This is a genomic window from Neobacillus driksii (assembly GCF_013409995.1).
Classification (GTDB): Bacteria; Bacillota; Bacilli; order Bacillales; family Cytobacillaceae; genus Neobacillus; species Neobacillus driksii.
In genome coordinates this window covers 508,107-524,355 of the sequence record NZ_JACCBX010000002.1, presented here as the reverse complement: position 1 = coordinate 524,355, position 16,249 = coordinate 508,107, and the positions used below count along the sequence as shown (strand labels likewise).

Annotated in this window: 14 protein-coding genes; 11 read left to right on the top strand and 3 right to left on the bottom strand. The window is 38.2% G+C overall.

Features of this window, described 5'->3' with window-relative positions; translation table 11 throughout:
• Positions 1-314: 314 nt before the first annotated feature.
• Complete coding sequence (locus F4694_RS05790) at positions 315-650, top strand: hypothetical protein (RefSeq protein WP_306458393.1); 336 nt, start codon at positions 315-317, stop codon at positions 648-650.
• Between the two features lie 61 nt (positions 651-711).
• A complete protein-coding gene (locus tag F4694_RS05785) occupies positions 712-1,644 on the top strand; it encodes a patatin-like phospholipase family protein (protein ID WP_179595933.1) in 933 nt (310 codons plus the stop codon).
• 521 nt (positions 1,645-2,165) lie between these two features.
• Here the strand turns inward: F4694_RS05785 and F4694_RS05780 are convergent.
• A complete protein-coding gene (locus F4694_RS05780; RefSeq protein WP_179595932.1) occupies positions 2,166-2,720 on the bottom strand; it encodes a MerR family transcriptional regulator in 555 nt (184 codons plus the stop codon).
• Between the two features lie 244 nt (positions 2,721-2,964).
• Here F4694_RS05780 and F4694_RS05775 point away from each other — a divergent pair, with 244 nt between their 5' ends.
• From F4694_RS05775 to F4694_RS32925, 7 genes are all read left to right on the top strand, one after another.
• Positions 2,965-3,135, top strand: a complete 171-nt coding sequence (locus tag F4694_RS05775; RefSeq protein ID WP_179595931.1) for a hypothetical protein — start codon at positions 2,965-2,967, stop codon at positions 3,133-3,135.
• 163 nt (positions 3,136-3,298) lie between these two features.
• Entirely contained in the window at positions 3,299-6,463 is a 3,165-nt protein-coding gene (locus F4694_RS05770; protein ID WP_179595930.1) for an ATP-binding cassette domain-containing protein, read from the top strand.
• Positions 6,464-7,067: 604 nt separating this feature from the next.
• On the top strand, positions 7,068-8,234 hold the full coding sequence (ftsZ, locus tag F4694_RS05765; protein ID WP_179595929.1) for a cell division protein FtsZ: 1,167 nt from the start codon (positions 7,068-7,070) through the stop codon (positions 8,232-8,234).
• Between the two features lie 119 nt (positions 8,235-8,353).
• Positions 8,354-8,944: a cupin domain-containing protein gene (locus F4694_RS05760; RefSeq protein WP_179595928.1), complete on the top strand. Its 591-nt coding sequence runs from the start codon at positions 8,354-8,356 to the stop codon at positions 8,942-8,944.
• A 251-nt stretch (positions 8,945-9,195) separates the two neighbouring features.
• Positions 9,196-9,822 (top strand): class I SAM-dependent methyltransferase, encoded by a 627-nt coding sequence (locus tag F4694_RS05755; protein WP_179595927.1) that lies wholly within the window; start codon positions 9,196-9,198, stop codon positions 9,820-9,822.
• Between the two features lie 73 nt (positions 9,823-9,895).
• Positions 9,896-10,795 carry a TIGR01777 family oxidoreductase gene (locus tag F4694_RS05750; RefSeq protein ID WP_179595926.1) on the top strand — a complete coding sequence of 300 codons (900 nt, stop codon included), beginning with the start codon at positions 9,896-9,898 and terminating at the stop codon, positions 10,793-10,795.
• A 204-nt stretch (positions 10,796-10,999) separates the two neighbouring features.
• A complete protein-coding gene (locus F4694_RS32925; RefSeq protein WP_374757408.1) occupies positions 11,000-11,113 on the top strand; it encodes a putative holin-like toxin in 114 nt (37 codons plus the stop codon).
• Positions 11,114-11,332: 219 nt separating this feature from the next.
• Here F4694_RS32925 and F4694_RS05745 read toward each other — a convergent pair whose 3' ends face one another.
• Entirely contained in the window at positions 11,333-12,028 is a 696-nt protein-coding gene (locus tag F4694_RS05745; RefSeq protein ID WP_179595925.1) for a helix-turn-helix transcriptional regulator, read from the bottom strand.
• Between the two features lie 140 nt (positions 12,029-12,168).
• Between F4694_RS05745 and F4694_RS05740 the strand changes: the two genes are divergently transcribed.
• Positions 12,169-13,113 carry an alpha/beta hydrolase gene (locus F4694_RS05740; RefSeq protein WP_179595924.1) on the top strand — a complete coding sequence of 315 codons (945 nt, stop codon included), beginning with the start codon at positions 12,169-12,171 and terminating at the stop codon, positions 13,111-13,113.
• Between the two features lie 47 nt (positions 13,114-13,160).
• Positions 13,161-14,813, top strand: coding sequence for a flavin-containing monooxygenase (locus tag F4694_RS05735; RefSeq protein ID WP_179595923.1), 1,653 nt, complete (start codon positions 13,161-13,163; stop codon positions 14,811-14,813).
• 506 nt (positions 14,814-15,319) lie between these two features.
• Here F4694_RS05735 and F4694_RS05730 read toward each other — a convergent pair.
• Positions 15,320-15,961: a hypothetical protein gene (locus F4694_RS05730; protein ID WP_179595922.1), complete on the bottom strand. Its 642-nt coding sequence runs from the start codon at positions 15,959-15,961 to the stop codon at positions 15,320-15,322.
• Positions 15,962-16,249 lie beyond the last annotated feature (288 nt).

The following is a 16,249-nucleotide window of genomic DNA, read 5'->3' as shown; positions in this document are numbered from 1 at the left end:
GTATCAATGTTCATCCAAGGTGCAGGACTCTTTTTTTTGCATAGGGATTTTTCCTCAATTGGCCAGTGATAATATAGGTATCTAGATTTGTTTTATGATGTGATGAATAAATGTTGTCATTATAGCTTTATAGTTTTACTTTATATTTGTAAAATGGAAGAGTATAAAAATAATAAAAATCGTATATTGTCAGTTAAAAGGGAAGTGTCAGCGTAATGCTTTATATCAGAAATATCGAGAAAATTATTGAAGAAACTTTAGAGCAGCACAAATTAGATCTTAACTATGAAATTAACAATAAACTCACTGTACCCATGAGTTATAACGTTTCAACAAACACGATTAAATTTAATTACCTTCAAGTTAATGGTTATATTAATAAAATTAGAATTAAAGATACAGATGAAAATGTTGTTAAAGTTATACTTTATCATGTAATTGGATATTATTTAGATTTTAAGAAAAACAAACATGATTTGAGAACCTTAAAGTATGGTGAAGACTACGAAATCGCAAAGCTTAAGATGGAAATAGAAACGAATGCCTGGGTGTATGGGAGAACATTGGTACCTGAACAATTGTTACATTCATATGATCAGGTACGTGAACTAGATAAAAACCTCGTACATGGTAAACTAACGAATATATAATGATATTTTTCTCCTTAAATAGCATTTTAAACTTATGTCAGAGAGGGAGAGGTGTAAATAGTTGAGAGCAGATGCTGTTTTCGAAGGCGGTGGGGCAAGGGGAATTGCCTTTGTCGGAGCCATTCAAGCAATGGAAGAGGAAAAGGTAGAATGGCAAAGAATTGCTGGAACCTCAGCTGGAGCCGTAATCGCTGCTCTTTTAGCTGCCGGCTATAAAAGCTTTGAGATTAGAAAGCTTCTTAGTGAACTAGATTTTTCTAAGCTTCGAGGCAGGACGATCATGAATCGAATTCCCATTATTGGCAGTTTACTTGAACTAATGTTCAATCTAGGTATATATAAAAATGATTATTTGGAAGCCTGGGTTGATTCACTTCTTTTAAAAAAGGGTATTAATACATTTGCGGATCTTCCAGCCGAGAAGTTAAAAATCATCGCTTCTGATGTTTCGAATGGACAAATGTTTATTTTGCCGGATGATTTAGAGCGCTATGGAATGACCCCCGCAGATTTGAAAATTTCAACTGCCGTTATGATGAGTGCATCGATTCCATTTTTCTTCCGTCCGGTTATTTGGAAATCGAAAGATCGTAACAAATCCTACATATTAGATGGCGGTTTGCTGAGTAACTTTCCAATTTGGATTTTTGATACGCCAAATCCTCAGTTTCCCACCTTCGGCTTCCGTTTTGTAAAAGACAAAGTTAGTATAGATCCAGTAATACCAACACCGCTGCATCTTTTTAAAAATATTTTTAGAACGATGCTGCAAGCTCATGATTTACGACATATGAACGAAGATACACTAGAGCGCACAATTAAAATTCCAACAGGGGACATCAACGCAACTGATTTTAAACTGAATAAGGATGAAATCGATTTTCTCTATCATTCAGGCTATTCATCCACAAAAAAGTTTTTATCGGGGTGGGATTTTGAACAACATAAGGCCAATAGAATTGCAAAGATTAAAGAAGACAAGGGGGCTAGATAACGCCCTTCCATAAAAAAATAAAGGGTTCCGTTTTCTAGTGCATTCTTATTAAAAGACACCGAATTGACGTATGAACAGTCATACGTCTTTTAGCCTTCTAAGAAATATTATTAAGGTAAGCACCTGTACAGATCAATAGGCGGAGAAATTCCGCTTAATGAGTAATTAGTATAAAAAAAAGCTTTAATAGATGGAGAAATTCCGCCTATTGACTCGAAAAATACGAAAATGGGAGATTTTTCTTTGATTTAGCGGAAAACCTCCGCTTATTTACCCCGAAACTAACTTCATTTAGCATTTAACCGGAAATTCTCCGCTTATTTTACTCTTGCTAATTAATCGAATTAAGGACAAGACATCTTAACAAAAAGAGAGTGACTTTTTTTTCAAAAATCTAATAGAACCTCATTTTGGTGCAAAACAACTAAGGTGTTTTTTATGTCAATACGACTGTCATTTCAGCACGTATTTTAAGAAAAGCACCTCAAAGGATCCCATTCCATAAAAAGAAAGACGTTTTTTTATTTCCACCACTGCCACCATTTCTTTTGCTGTGCAGCTGCAATCTGTTTTCTAGTTTCCTCTAGCATGAAATTACTACGCTCCTCCAATAGCTGCTCCGTTCGTTCCACATACTTTAAGATTTTGTTTATCTTATCTTCTAGATATGCTTCCCGTACGGCTTTCTCCTTTAGGAGTGTGAGTAAATCCATGTTGATGCGCTCTAAATTTTCGATCCGTTCCAAAAAATCATCCAAATCACCATTTTTCGTCATGATCTGGTCAGGCATAAGTTGTACTGGTTCTTCTTCTGTAACCTCGACTGTTATATCCGCTACAGCTATCCCTGTCATAATCGCTTGGGCCGAAAGTTCCAACGTCATCCCCTCTTGACTGCATAATTCTATGAATTTGCGAATCGTGTTAATATCCTTTTCAAAATAGCCCCGATGTCCTCTGCTATTACGGTGAATAGGATACCCGTGTCCTTCTAATAGAGTGGCATACTTTCGTAATGTATTGCTATCAATGCCCAGTAATTCTTGTACATGACTAGGGGAATATAGTTCCGTCATAACAAAGCCTCCTCTATTACTATGAATTTATGAATCATTCAAAAAATATGTAGATAAGGTCATTATAACAAGTGATCGTTAAGTTTTTGTCGAACCAACGGATAGTTACCGATTTGTAATTAGAGTGTTAAACATTTGAAACATTTAGTGTAAAAAAATTCTATTCAACGTGATGTATATCACATCAGTGGAAGGGAGGTATCCCTTAAAATAACATTAAGACGATAACAAAGGGGGAAATGAAATGTTTCTAACTTGGTTGATGTGTATTAGTTATTTTATTGGTTCTTATTATATTTGCGTTTTTATTTTTGATCGACTTAAGGAGAAAGATCAAGCTGACTTAGCTCAATTAGAATCTCAATTTATAAACATTTCCGTAAATCCTACAAAATCTATGAAACAAGCAGTTTAATTTAAAAAATAAAACCGTGTTAAAAATGACAGCCAAAAGGCGTACTCAGATGCCTTTTGGCTTTTTATTATGAGAATTTGTAAACGTTTTTACTATAACTAACGTATTAACTTGTAGTTGTGCTATTATTAATGTTGAAATTCGAGAGTGGAGAGGATATCCATTGAAAATTAATGCATTAATTGCCAACAATATCAACAAATTAGATGCCTCCATACCAGTAGACCAATCACTAGGAATTGCGGGATTGTCTGGTTCAGGTAAAACCACATTCTGTCAAACCATCGGTGAAGAATCCAAGAAGCGTCTTGTTTCCCTGTTACCAAAGGCTGAATATCAGTATCTTTTTTCCAATATCATGGAAACAAATTTCAGTGCAATTAAGATGGAAGACATGCCGTTGGTCCTTTTTCTCGGAAAATCATCGATATCATCCAATCCACGTTCGACCATTGGAACGCATACAGGAGTCTTTAGAGAGATAAGGGAATGCTTTGCGGATAAACATCATCTTTCCCCAGAAGTTTTTTCCTTTAATAATGCATTAGGCTGGTGTCCAGATTGTAAAGGTCGCGGGACCACCAAAAATGTTGAATGTCCAAAGTGTAAAGGCAGGCGCTATAGCCAGGAAGTTGAGCAGTACAAGCTTGAATTATTTGGTCAGCCACATAGTATTTCCGATGCAAACAACTTAAGCATTGAAACTATATATTCTCTAGGAGAAGAATTACATATCAGTGAAGGTAAGCTACATATACTTCAAAACATTATCAATATGAATATCGGTTACTTAACCTTAAATCGGATTATGGGTACCTTATCGGGTGGAGAATTAACTCGTCTTTACCTGGCAGAATTCATGGCTGCAAGCGAAAATACGGTGATTATTATCGATGAAATCTCCGTCGGTCTCGATCACCAAACATTATTGAAAATTTTAGAACAGATTAGAAAATTAGGTTTTAAAAATCAAATTTGGCTCATTGATCATTCAGACACTGTACTCGACGCAACGGACGAGCAATTGTTCTTTGGACCTGGAAGCGGGAAATATGGTGGTAAACTTGTCGACGAATCACCACGCCCAATACCAATCATTTGGGAACGAGATCCTGCACCTCCAACAGAATACTATCAATTTCGTGACCTGTACTGCCGTAATATTCAAATGGCAGAAATTGAAATTCCTAAAAATAGACTTATTACGTTTACAGGTGAGTCTGGTAGTGGTAAATCGACGCTGGTTAACGAGTGTATCGCTAAAGATTTTTTGAAGCGTTATCCAAAAGACAAGCTGGTAATCGTTGGGCAGGATCGAAACCAATCAATCACCAGTCGCTCTACGGTCGCTACTTTTCTTGATATAAAAAGAAAACTCACCAAATATAGTGATGACATTGATGATATTTTTCAGCGTTCGATTGAAGATATTATTGAAGAACTACCAAATGAAGACATCGCACATAAACGTTTGAGTTTATTGATTAAACTTGGCCTCGGTTATTTGACGTTAGAACGAAAGACCCAAACTTTATCAACGGGTGAGTTTCAGTGTGTTCATTTAGTATCTGAGCTGTTTGCTAATACAAGGAACCCTCATACGCTGTTTATTTTTGACGAACCTTCAAAAGGGTTGTCACAAAATATCTTAAATCAATTTATTGATAGTGTTAGAGTCATTCTTCAAGACGAGTCTGTCTCCATCATCATGATTGAACACAATGCCTATATGCTTGAAAGCTCAGATTATATCGTTGATTTTGGTAAAAGACAGATTGAACCTGTCACACATTTAGATGTTCTAAGTCATGAAGATTATGTTTGTCATAATAAGCGTGAAGATAACGATACGCCCATTCAAATTTCTTCAACGCTTGGGTTGCAAAGTGGCATTTGCTATCAACAAGAAAATCAAATCGCCTATTTTAAAAATGCTGAAAACATCTATAAAGGCGGCATTTTAAAAAGCTTGTCATCAATGGCACGCTTGATTTATGGAGAATACGAATCTGAAACAATCGCACCTGTTATCGCCATTGATCTAGAACGACATTTGTATAGTCAATATAGTTTTCTCTATGAACTTGGCGGTCTGATTAATCATATTGTGGCGTCTCATCAGACAAATAAAGATACACGAAGCTTCGATTTCTATCTGCAAGACAATCACTGTCCATGCTGCTCAGGCCGGCGTGTCATTGAAAAGTTCAATTTCGATGTGGTCGTACAAGACAAAACCGTACCATTTTGGGACGGGCTATTATATCCCGATGTAATGGAGGTATTAAAATGGTACCAATATCCAAAATTGCAATTCCTTTTTGATGAGATCAAGAATGAACTTGGTCAAGATATTAGTAAAAGCTACAATGAGATGACAGAAGCAGAAAAGCATACCTTTTTATATGGGTATTGGGAAAAGTCATTTTACGATAAAGCAGGTAAGGCACAGAGAACATGGGAAGGCTTTAATATGATCCTGGGGCGTTATATGTTCATTTCGAAATCGATTATTAAAGAGCAAATGAAAGAATCAAAAGAGATGATCACTTGTCCGGTCTGCAAAGGAACCGTGTTAAACCACCATAAAAAACTTCATTTTGGTGATCGTGATATTCGAGAGATTATCCAAATGCCACTTGATCAAGTCATCGAAACTGTAGGCAACTTACCGGAACTTGAAAAACTAAAAAGTATTGTAAGCGGCGATATGGTACTCACAGAAGATGTATCCTTATTGCCCCGGGAAACACAGGTAAGATTGAAGATGTTTGAACTTGAACTCGCAAGCTTTGTTGGCTATGAAGTGGTGTTGCAAAATGCCTTACCATTTTGGGGCAATATAAAAGGCAATATCGAAAACATAAGCAGTAGAAATCTAGTGACTATCTGTGATTTTGACAATATTACTGAAACAAGAGAAGCGATTATTGATAAATATTTTACCAATGGAAAATACAAAAAACTATCGTATGTCTATGAAGCGTTCGGCTACAAGAAAATTGTTACCTTAATCAATAAGATCAAAGCGGCTCATCCATGTCCTTTCTGTAATGGGAAAAAGGTTATTTCAGAAGATAACCTCCATGAAGGCGTACATAAATTATCGGTACCATGTGTGAGTTGTCATGCGAGCGGCATTAACGCTGAAGGGCGCAAGGAAATTGTCGAGGGCATTGAGGTACAAACATGGCTTACTGGTAAAGTAAGTGATGTTGTGTCAGGAAGCCTAGTTACTGAGGCTTTGGCAGATATCCCTATTTTTAATCGTATTCGTGAGTTGAATAAACGAGATATGATGGCAGTTTATCAAGTGCTTGAGCAGTAGTTAAACAATGCTAAGGAGAACTCATTTGCAATTGATCATTGCAAATGAGTTTTTTTAATTTCTAGTTTACAAAGGAAAGCAGGTGTTTGTAAAATTTCAATTTATTTTAGAAAAAGATCAAACCCGATTGTAATCAACCAGCCAACAGCAAGAGTAACGGTGACATATGTACCCAGGTAAAGCAATATTTCCGCCATGTTTCCTCCTATTCTTCCTTCTTCTAAGATATAAAGCCATCATAACAGGGGACTTTTTCAAAATTTGTCGAACCAAAGGATATTAACCAATTTGTAACTAGAATGTTAACTGCCTTTAACATTAGAAATACCCTCAAAACAAACAGGACCTTACTCCCCCAAAAAGGAAAAATATGACTGCTTTTCACCTTAAAGAAGGGTGTGCTTTTTCCCATATCACCTCTCGAAATAATAGGTAACCCTTAACTAGACAATAAATTTAATGTTCCGTAGACTAAAAACTATATTATTTTTCTAGTAATTTACTTAGGGGTAAAAAGTAACTCTACTTAATCGAATAATAGAATGACTACCGAATAATAGCGAATAGTGTAATAGTAGGATTTCATGTAACGGGAGGAATAACCATGTTAGAATTTGATACAAGTATGGACCAATTAGCCACAATTAAAGTAATCGGTGTAGGCGGCGGGGGTAATAATGCCGTAAATCGAATGATTGAGGATGGAGTTGTTGGTGTAGAATTTATCGCCGTTAATACGGATGCACAAGCAATCAAGCAATCGAGTGCAGCCATTAAAATGCAAATCGGGTCCAATTTAACCAGAGGTTTAGGTGCCGGGGCTAATCCAGAAATAGGAAGAAAAGCGGTGGAAGAAAGTAAACACCACATCGAAGAAGTGTTAAAGGGTGCCGACATGGTCTTCGTTACCGCTGGAATGGGCGGTGGGACAGGAACAGGTGCAGCACCTGAAATTGCGAGAATTGCCCGGAAGCTTGGTGCATTAACGATTGGTGTTGTCACGCGTCCTTTCAAATTCGAAGGGCACAAGCGAGCCGTAAATGCAGAAAGTGGAATTAGTGCGATGAGAGAAGCTGTAGATACGTTAATTATTATTCCAAATGATCGCCTATTGGAGATTGTAGATAAAAAAACGCCGATGATTGAAGCTTTCAGGGAAGCGGATAATGTTCTTCGCCAGGGTGTTCAAGGGATTTCTGATTTAATTGCAGTGCCTGGTTTAATTAACCTTGATTTTGCTGACGTGAAAACAGTCATGTCCCATAAAGGTACTGCTCTCATGGGAATTGGCATTGCGGAAGGTAGAAATCGTGCAACGGAAGCTGCGGAAAAGGCATTAAATAGTCCGCTATTGGAAACCTCCATTAATGGTGCACATGGTGTGATCATGAATATTACTGGCGGTAACAATTTAAGTCTTTTTGAAGTACAGGAAGCAGCCGAAATCGTTGCCTCTGCTTCGAATGAAGAATTGAATATGATTTTTGGATCGGTTATTAATGAAAATTTGACTGATGAGATAATTGTAACGGTCATTGCTACAGGTTTCACTGAAAAAGAGGAAACTGAAGTACATAAGCCTTCCCAGCCAGTCATTGAGGAAACGCGACATTCCTATAGGAGGGAGCAACGTATACAATATCAAGAACCAGAGCCCATTATCCATTTCGAAGAAGTTCTAGAATATGATGAACACCGAGAAGAATCAGAGGAATCTGAGGATATTCCAGCGTTCTTGCGTAATCGAAGAAAACGAAATCGTTCCTTTTAAGACTACTTTTTACGAGCTGTAATTCGAATCGTACGGTAGATTGCTTAGGAAGGATTAGGTACATTCATTGTTAAAAAGGAATAGGATAACGGGATAATTCTTTGAAAGGAATGAGCAAAATGAACTATGTTCCTTATTTGTACCCCTATCCTTATCAATATCCTTATTATGTCAACGTTCCAATCGATCACTGTGGAAGACAGATTATGAATTGGGATTACACTGACGAGTTTATATATTCAAATCCAAATCCATATCGACATTGGCACCCTGTTTTCGATGAAAGAAATATTCAATTGAAGGATTATGGAAAAGAGCCATATGTGGTCAATATCAACGAGGCCTCTAAGCAAAACAGCACATTTCGTACGGCAATATGGACAGGAAATCATCTGCAAGTTACTTTAATGAGTATCGGCGTTGGGGAAGATATCGGTTTAGAAGTACACCCCCATATCGATCAATTCTTGCGGATTGAAGACGGTACAGGGATTGTTCAAATGGGTGATTCCAAAGATAACTTAACCTTTCAAGCGCGCGTTTCTGATGATTTTGCCATTATGGTCCCTGCTGGTAAATGGCACAATGTAACCAATACCGGGAATAAACCACTTAAACTTTATTCCATTTACGCACCGCCTCTGCATCCTTTTGGAACTGTTCATAAAACTAAAGCAGAGGCCATGGCTGCAGAAGAAAACCATGCATAACCAACATAAAATAATTAGCCCTAATAAACAGCTTTTTTGTTTATTGGGGCTTTATTACATTCAAATTGAGTCTATAGAGTAAATTCGAATTTTTCTGGTCTTAAAATGGTATAATTTGTAGGCTGGCAGATAAAAAGATGAGGCAGCAGTACCCCGATATAATTTAGAAGAACTGGATTGGGGAATGTTTAACATTAGCGTTAATCATGATACATATCAATACATTTTAATTCCAAAGGAGATCGATATTGATGGAGTTCTGGGAATCAAGCTTTATTGAAAAAGAAACGATGTGGGGATTTGAACCTTCTGACTCCGCAATTTTGACTAAGGACTTCTTTCTTCAAAAGGACGTTAACGACATACTGATACCAGGTATTGGATATGGTAGAAATGCGAAGGTGTTTATCGATAATGGAATTAACGTAACAGGAATTGAGATTTCAAAAACGGCAATCGAATTGGCGAGGCAGAACGGGCTTAATATTGATATTTTCCATGGTTCGGTAACGGATATGCCTTTTGACAATAAACTTTATGACGGTATCTTTTGCTATGCACTTCTTCATTTATTGAATGCACATGAGAGAGAGAAATTTATTAAGGATTGCTACAATCAATTAAAACCAAATGGCTATATGATTTTTACAACTGTTTCAAAAGACGCCCCAATGTTTGGAAAGGGCAAACAACTTGATAAAGACTATTATGAGATTATGGAAGGCGTGAAAATGTTTTTTTATGATTCTGACTCTGTAAAAGGAGATTTTGAAAAATATGGGCTGGTAGAGTTTTCAGAAATAGACGAACCAAATAAGAACATGGAAAATAAACCTTCCATCAACTTTATAATGGTGACATGTAAGAAGGAACTATAGAGTAATCATACAATAATAATAGTTTCCATTAAAAGCAGGATTGCTGGACGACGGGCCAATTGGGGGAGATAAAATGAAGATTGTTATTGCCGGCGGTACAGGTTTTATCGGTAAAAAGTTAACAGACATGCTTCTAACAGAAGGGCATTCTATTGTGATTTTAACAAGAGGTAATCGTGAATCTTCCGGGAAAGTCCAATTTGTAAAGTGGCTAGAGGAAGGCGCTCAACCAGAAAAGGATATCAGACATGCAGATGCCTTTATTAACTTAGCTGGTGTTTCCATCAACGCTGGCAGATGGAGTGAGAACCATCAGAAACAAATCTATGAAAGTCGGATGACTGCAACAGACGAGTTACTAAGAATCATCTCCTTGCTACCCGAAAAACCTTCAGTTCTGGTCAGTGCAAGTGCCATCGGCATTTATCCTGCCTCAATAAAAAATGTCTATACGGAAGTTTCGACAGATCGAGCAAATGATTTTTTAGGGAAGACGGTTCGAGATTGGGAAAACAAAGCGAACCGAGTAGAAGAACATTCTGTTCGTGCGGTTTTCATGAGATTCGGTGTCGTGCTCGGTAAAGAGGAAGGTGCTCTGCCACTCATGGCACTGCCATACCGTTTATTTGTGGGCGGAAAAGTAGGTTCGGGTGAACAATGGGTATCCTGGGTTCATGTTTTGGATGTTGTCCGCGCTATCGTATTTGCCCTTGTAAATGAAGACTTGCGAGGACCCGTCAATGTTACTTCACCATCACCCGTTCAGATGGACGATTTTGGAAAGACTATTGCCTCGGTGTTACATCGTCCACACTGGATTCCTGTTCCTTCTTTCGCTATGAAAATGGTCCTTGGGCAAAAAAGTGCACTCGTTTTGGAGGGGCAGCATGTAGTACCTCAAAGGTTAATAGACTATGGGTTTGAATTCACGTTCCCGATTCTAAAGCTTGCTTTAGACGATCTGCTTACATAGTTTAACTATTTTCGCATTGATTGTTGTTCAGATTGCAACCATGTTCACGAAATCCTCCTCTTAAATAGTTGTCTTTTCGTTTTTAACGAAAGTTAAAAGGTATGCTTTAGTTTTTATTATAGAATATACGAATATATGTTCTTGTTTTAAATAGTTTTATGATATACTAGAAAGGCATAGAATAGGTGTCTCAATAGTGTCGGCATGCTCCCATTGGAAAGGGGGTGCTGCTGTTTGACAATTTTTGAAACGTTCATGATTATGTTTGGTTTTACTAGTTTAGTCATTGCCATTCTGACGTTTAATCAAAAAAAATAACCCACCCATGAGTTTGGAAGCCTCGGGTGGATTATTTATACGCATACTAGCCGATCCTATTGAGAGACCGTCTATTGCAGGACCGACATGTTGCACCATGTTCGGTCTTTTTAGTTTGTGATGATGTCTATCTATATTATAACGAAAAGTAGGAAAAAAGAAACATATATGATGTGTAATCTAATTAACAAATATAGATAGTAAGCGTTTACATTTTATTTAAGAAATAATACCTCTTCTTAAAAGTTCACTTACTGCATGAGAACGATTATGTGCACCAAGCTTTTTGATTGCTGACTTCACATATTGCTTTACGGTTAATTCACTTATATCCATCGCATCAGCCATTTCCTTCATGCTTTCTCCCCAAGAAATCTTTCTCATTACCTCTAATTCTCTTTTACTTAAATTTGGTGTTTCGTCCAAGGTGTTGGTCTTTTCCATGTAATTTCCAACTATTCTCCCGTAATCAGTAAGAGAGGTAAGTGTCTGTTCATCGATTACAGCATGATTAGAAAATTCTGTGGTACATATGTAGCCGATCACCACTTTATCAAAACAAATCGGGGTTACAGCCATTGAATTTACGTTGGGAGTAAGGATATACTTGCTGCTCGTTTGTTTTAAAAATTCAATCCCAGAGCAATACTTGGCTCTTCTTTCTAAGATTGCAGAGTAAATGATGGGCAAAGTACGAATGTTGTCCCGGATATCGTTTATGTAGACAATGCCAGTGGTGTTTAACATGATAATTCCTTCACCCAAATACCCTAAAGGTGAGAAGCGGAATAAATACGAATTCCGTACAGGGTAGATTGACATGTATAATTCTAATATTTTATACAACTTCTCCTCATGACTAGCAGTTTCCTCCAGCTGGCCAACTTTTTCCATCAAGGTATACTGTGAAGCCAAATTATCATCTCCTTTTGGGGGAATCGGTAGATATAAAATTAGGAATATTCAAATTATACAAAATATTTTATTATTTAGATAGTACTTACTATGCTTATACAAAAAAAGATGAAAACTTTTAAAACGAAGGGAAGATGACAATGGCAAATTTAAAACCACAATCACAACTCTACCTAGAGGCATTTAAGCAAATGCCGCCAATCGCTTCATTAGAACCACAAACTGTAAGAGATATGTTTGCGATGGCACCTCCAGTAGAGGTAGAACTAGCACCACTTGCAAAGATTGAAGATCGCCTTGTACCCGTTCAAGACGGAGAAATTAATGTGAGAATTTATACACCGGAAGGGCAGGGTCCTTTCCCGGTTTTTGTATATTACCATGGCGGCGGCTGGGTAATAGGCGATATCGCTACAGCTGATGCCAGTTGCAGAATGTTGGCAAATAAAACCCAAAGGATTGTCGTCTCTGTCGATTATCGACTTGCACCTGAATATAAGTTCCCTGTACCGGTTGAAGATTCCTATGCTGCTTTACAATGGGTAAGTGAAAATGCTGCGGCTTTAAATGCAAACGCTTCCAATGTTGTCGTAGGCGGTGATAGTGCGGGCGGCAATCTTGCTGCTGCCATGACCTTAAAGTCACGAGAAGAAAACGGACCTACCATTGCTGGTCAAGTACTTATCTATCCTGTTACGGCCTTAAGTTATGATTCCCCTTCCTATGAGCAATTTAAAGAAGGATTTGGTTTAGACAGAGACCTTATGATTTGGTTTGGCAATTACTATATCCGTAATGACGAGGACGCTAAGAACGTACTTGTCGCACCTATTTTGGCTGAAGATTTACGTAATCTCCCGCCTGCTTTTGTCCTGACTGCAGAGTATGATGTATTAAGAGATGAAGGGGAGGCCTATGCAGAACGGCTTCGGGAAGCTGGAGTGTATGTGGAAACTTCACGTGAGGAAGGCTTAATCCATGGTTTCTTTACGAATATGGCGGTTTTCCCGGAAGATATTAAAGGGTCGATTGATAAATTTGCTTCCTTTTTAGCAAAGGTAGATCAAGAGGTAAGTAGAGTCTAATTAAGATAGAAGCTGTATCTGAACCTTATATTAGGAGGGAAATGCTAATGTCATCTAAACAAGAAGCGAATCAAATTGCAAGTTTTGACGCAGTTGTAATTGGTGCAGGCTTTTCAGGTATGTATGTGCTTTATCGCTTACGTGAAGCAGGTTTATCGACTCGAGTATACGAGGCCGCCGATGGTGTTGGCGGTACCTGGTATTGGAATCGTTACCCTGGGGCACGCTGTGACTCGGAAAGTATCTACTATAATTATACCTTTTCAGAGGAGCTTTATCGTGAATGGACATGGTCTTCACGGTATCCGGAGCAGCCTGAGATTTTAAAATATCTTAACTTTGTTGCTGATAAATTCAATTTGAGAACCGACATTCAGTTTGAGACCCGGGTACAGGCAGCACAATATGATGAAGACAGTAAGAGATGGCAGATTTCTCTAAACGATGGTACATGCGTTTCAGCTAAGTACTTTATCACGGGTGTGGGATGTCTTTCTGCATCAAACCTACCTAAATTTAATGGCTTAGAAAACTATAAGGGAGATTGGTACCACACAGGGCATTGGCCGCACACAAAGGTTGACTTTACAGGCAAACGGGTTGGGATTGTGGGAACTGGTTCGAGCGGCGTTCAAGCGATTCCGGTTATCGCTGAAGAAGCAGCTCATCTAACCGTCTTCCAGCGGACACCGCAATATAGTGCACCTGCTAGAAATCACCCTTATGACGCAGAATATATCCGAGAGGCAAAAGAGAACTTCCACGAAATTAAGAAGCAAATACGAGAATCCGCAGGAGGAGCACCTGCAGAAGTGCCTACCAATTCAGCGCTTGAGGTAACTCCTGAAGAACGGTTGGCGAAGTTTGAAGAGGCATGGGAGGTTGGCGGTCAAGGTATCTTTACCTCGTTCTATGACATTACCATTAATCCAGAAGCCAATGAACACGCAGCCGAATTCATCCGCTCTAAAATACGTTCCATTGTTACAAAACCGGATGTCGCAGAAAAGCTTTTACCTACCTATTTTTATGGAACCAAGCGTCCGATTATCGACACCGATTACTATGAAACGTATAACCGAGATAATGTTTCATTAGTCGATGTGAAGAAAAATCCAATTGTAGAAATTACGGAAAAGGGAATTCGTACGACTGAAGGAGAATTTGAACTCGATGCCATTGTGTTCGCTACTGGCTTTGATGGCATGACAGGCCCACTGTTAAAAATGGACATTCGCGGTAAAGATGATGTGTCATTGAAGGAAAAATGGAATGGGGGAGAAAATACACGAACCTACCTCGGCGTTGCCAATGCCGGATTCCCAAATTTCTTCATGATTACCGGACCAGAAAGTCCCTCTGTTCTAAGTAATATGCCGGCTTCCATTGAGCAGCATGTGGAATGGGTCTCGGATTGTATTGAATACATGGTTGCAAATAACTTGGAAACTGTGGAAGCAAATGTGGAAGCAGAAGAAGCATGGAGCAAGCATTGCCGGGAAGTTGCGGAAGCCACACTATTCACGAAGACAGAATCCTGGTATACCGGGGCCAACATCCCTGGTAAGACTCGCAGATTCTTAATCTATTTAGGCGGCGTCGGTGCATACCGTCAAAAATGTACAGAAATTGCCGAGAATGGGTATGAAGGATTTACGTTTGAAAAGTCAACTGCGCCTATACAGGGCAGTATAAAATAAATCATTATCCCTAGACATACGTCTAGAGATTTTTGCTATCGAACCAGAAATGGATAATAGATTTGGTCATGAAGGGTTCATGAAGCCCGAAATCATCAGTTACTTCGAAAAAGTGGCTTCATGAAGGGTTCATGAAGCCCAAAATCATCAATTATTTCTAAAAAGTGGTCTCATGAAAGGTTTATGAAGCCCAAAATCATCAGTTACTTCGAAAAAGTGGCTTCATGAAGGGTTCATGAAGCCCAAAATCATCAATTATTTCAAAAAAGTGGTCTCATGAAAGGTTTATGAAGCCCAAAAACATCAGTTATTTCTAAAAAGTGGCTTCATGAAGGGTTCATGAAGCCCAAAATCATTAGCTATTGCGAAAGAATGGTCTCATGAAGGGTTCATGAAGCCCGAAAATTGTGACCATCCTTATAAATAATGTAATAAGGCTACTAAACAAGGGTTTATGGTCACTTGTATAGTAACCTTTTACCATTCAAAATCACGAACCTTCTAGTTTATTCCGAAATTCCACCATCATAAATAAACTCAAAATATCGATTAACGCTGTTGCCTGTTGCATTAGTTGCGGTAATCCGGTAGGTACGATAGTTAGGCGAAGATTCATCAAAATGAATACTCTTTTCAAATGAATTTGGTAACTGTTCTGTGGTCTCCTCGTCTGTAAAATTTAGACTAGCAGCATCCGAGCATCCTTTGAATGTGACATCATGTTCTCCTGCAGGAAGGTGTGTCACAATCTGGGCAGGACTTTCAATGGTTAGTTTTGGGAGTGTAGTATCAGGTGCTTCCTTAAACGTAAGCCCTTTTAGGATGAAATGATAGGAAATCAGGGAAGGGTCTTCTGGTGATTCAGCTGGATTTGATGTTATCACTAACATATAATCTCCTGCTGGCAATTCATTGCCATTTCCATACATCGCTGACCAGTTTTTATCAGTGATGATATAATCGGATCCAAGTGTATCCGGTCCCCAACTGATGTCAATGGTTCCTTTCTTAGAAGTTGAAAATAGGTAATAGTGTGTCTCCAGATCACGATAGATCTTACCTTTATATTCAACCGTCATTTTGACCTTTTCCTTTTGTTTTTTCTCTGTTTTTATCTGTGCTGCAAATACAGACTCATGTTTCGTCATTGGAGAAATCATTCTGGGTGTGAAAAACAGTAGGAACACCATAAAACTAATTAGAATATAAAAAAACCTTTTTGATAGAAACATAACAATCATCCTTTCTTGATGACAATAAAATTATTGAGTTTCGTCCAGTGCCTGATTGTATGCTGCAATTCTTATCTCTCTAAAGTAGACGATATCATATGAGTATGGTTACACTGGTTTCTGAGAAGATATCTTTTCAGGTGCCCATTTTTTTTATAAGTTAGAAGAATTGTTTTAGTTCGTTCGTATTGCTGTTATCCTAAT

Coding starts and splice junctions, on each gene's coding strand:
- F4694_RS05790 (WP_306458393.1), top strand. CDS start 315: ATGAGTTATAACGTTTCAACAAACACGATTAAATTTAATTACCTTCAA.
- F4694_RS05780 (WP_179595932.1), bottom strand. CDS start 2,720: ATGACGGAACTATATTCCCCTAGTCATGTACAAGAATTACTGGGCATT.
- F4694_RS05775 (WP_179595931.1), top strand. CDS start 2,965: ATGTTTCTAACTTGGTTGATGTGTATTAGTTATTTTATTGGTTCTTAT.
- ftsZ (WP_179595929.1), top strand. CDS start 7,068: ATGTTAGAATTTGATACAAGTATGGACCAATTAGCCACAATTAAAGTA.
- F4694_RS05760 (WP_179595928.1), top strand. CDS start 8,354: ATGAACTATGTTCCTTATTTGTACCCCTATCCTTATCAATATCCTTAT.
- F4694_RS05755 (WP_179595927.1), top strand. CDS start 9,196: ATGGAGTTCTGGGAATCAAGCTTTATTGAAAAAGAAACGATGTGGGGA.
- F4694_RS05750 (WP_179595926.1), top strand. CDS start 9,896: ATGAAGATTGTTATTGCCGGCGGTACAGGTTTTATCGGTAAAAAGTTA.
- F4694_RS32925 (WP_374757408.1), top strand. CDS start 11,000: ATGCTCCCATTGGAAAGGGGGTGCTGCTGTTTGACAATTTTTGAAACG.
- F4694_RS05740 (WP_179595924.1), top strand. CDS start 12,169: ATGGCAAATTTAAAACCACAATCACAACTCTACCTAGAGGCATTTAAG.
- F4694_RS05735 (WP_179595923.1), top strand. CDS start 13,161: ATGTCATCTAAACAAGAAGCGAATCAAATTGCAAGTTTTGACGCAGTT.
- F4694_RS05730 (WP_179595922.1), bottom strand. CDS start 15,961: ATGACGAAACATGAGTCTGTATTTGCAGCACAGATAAAAACAGAGAAA.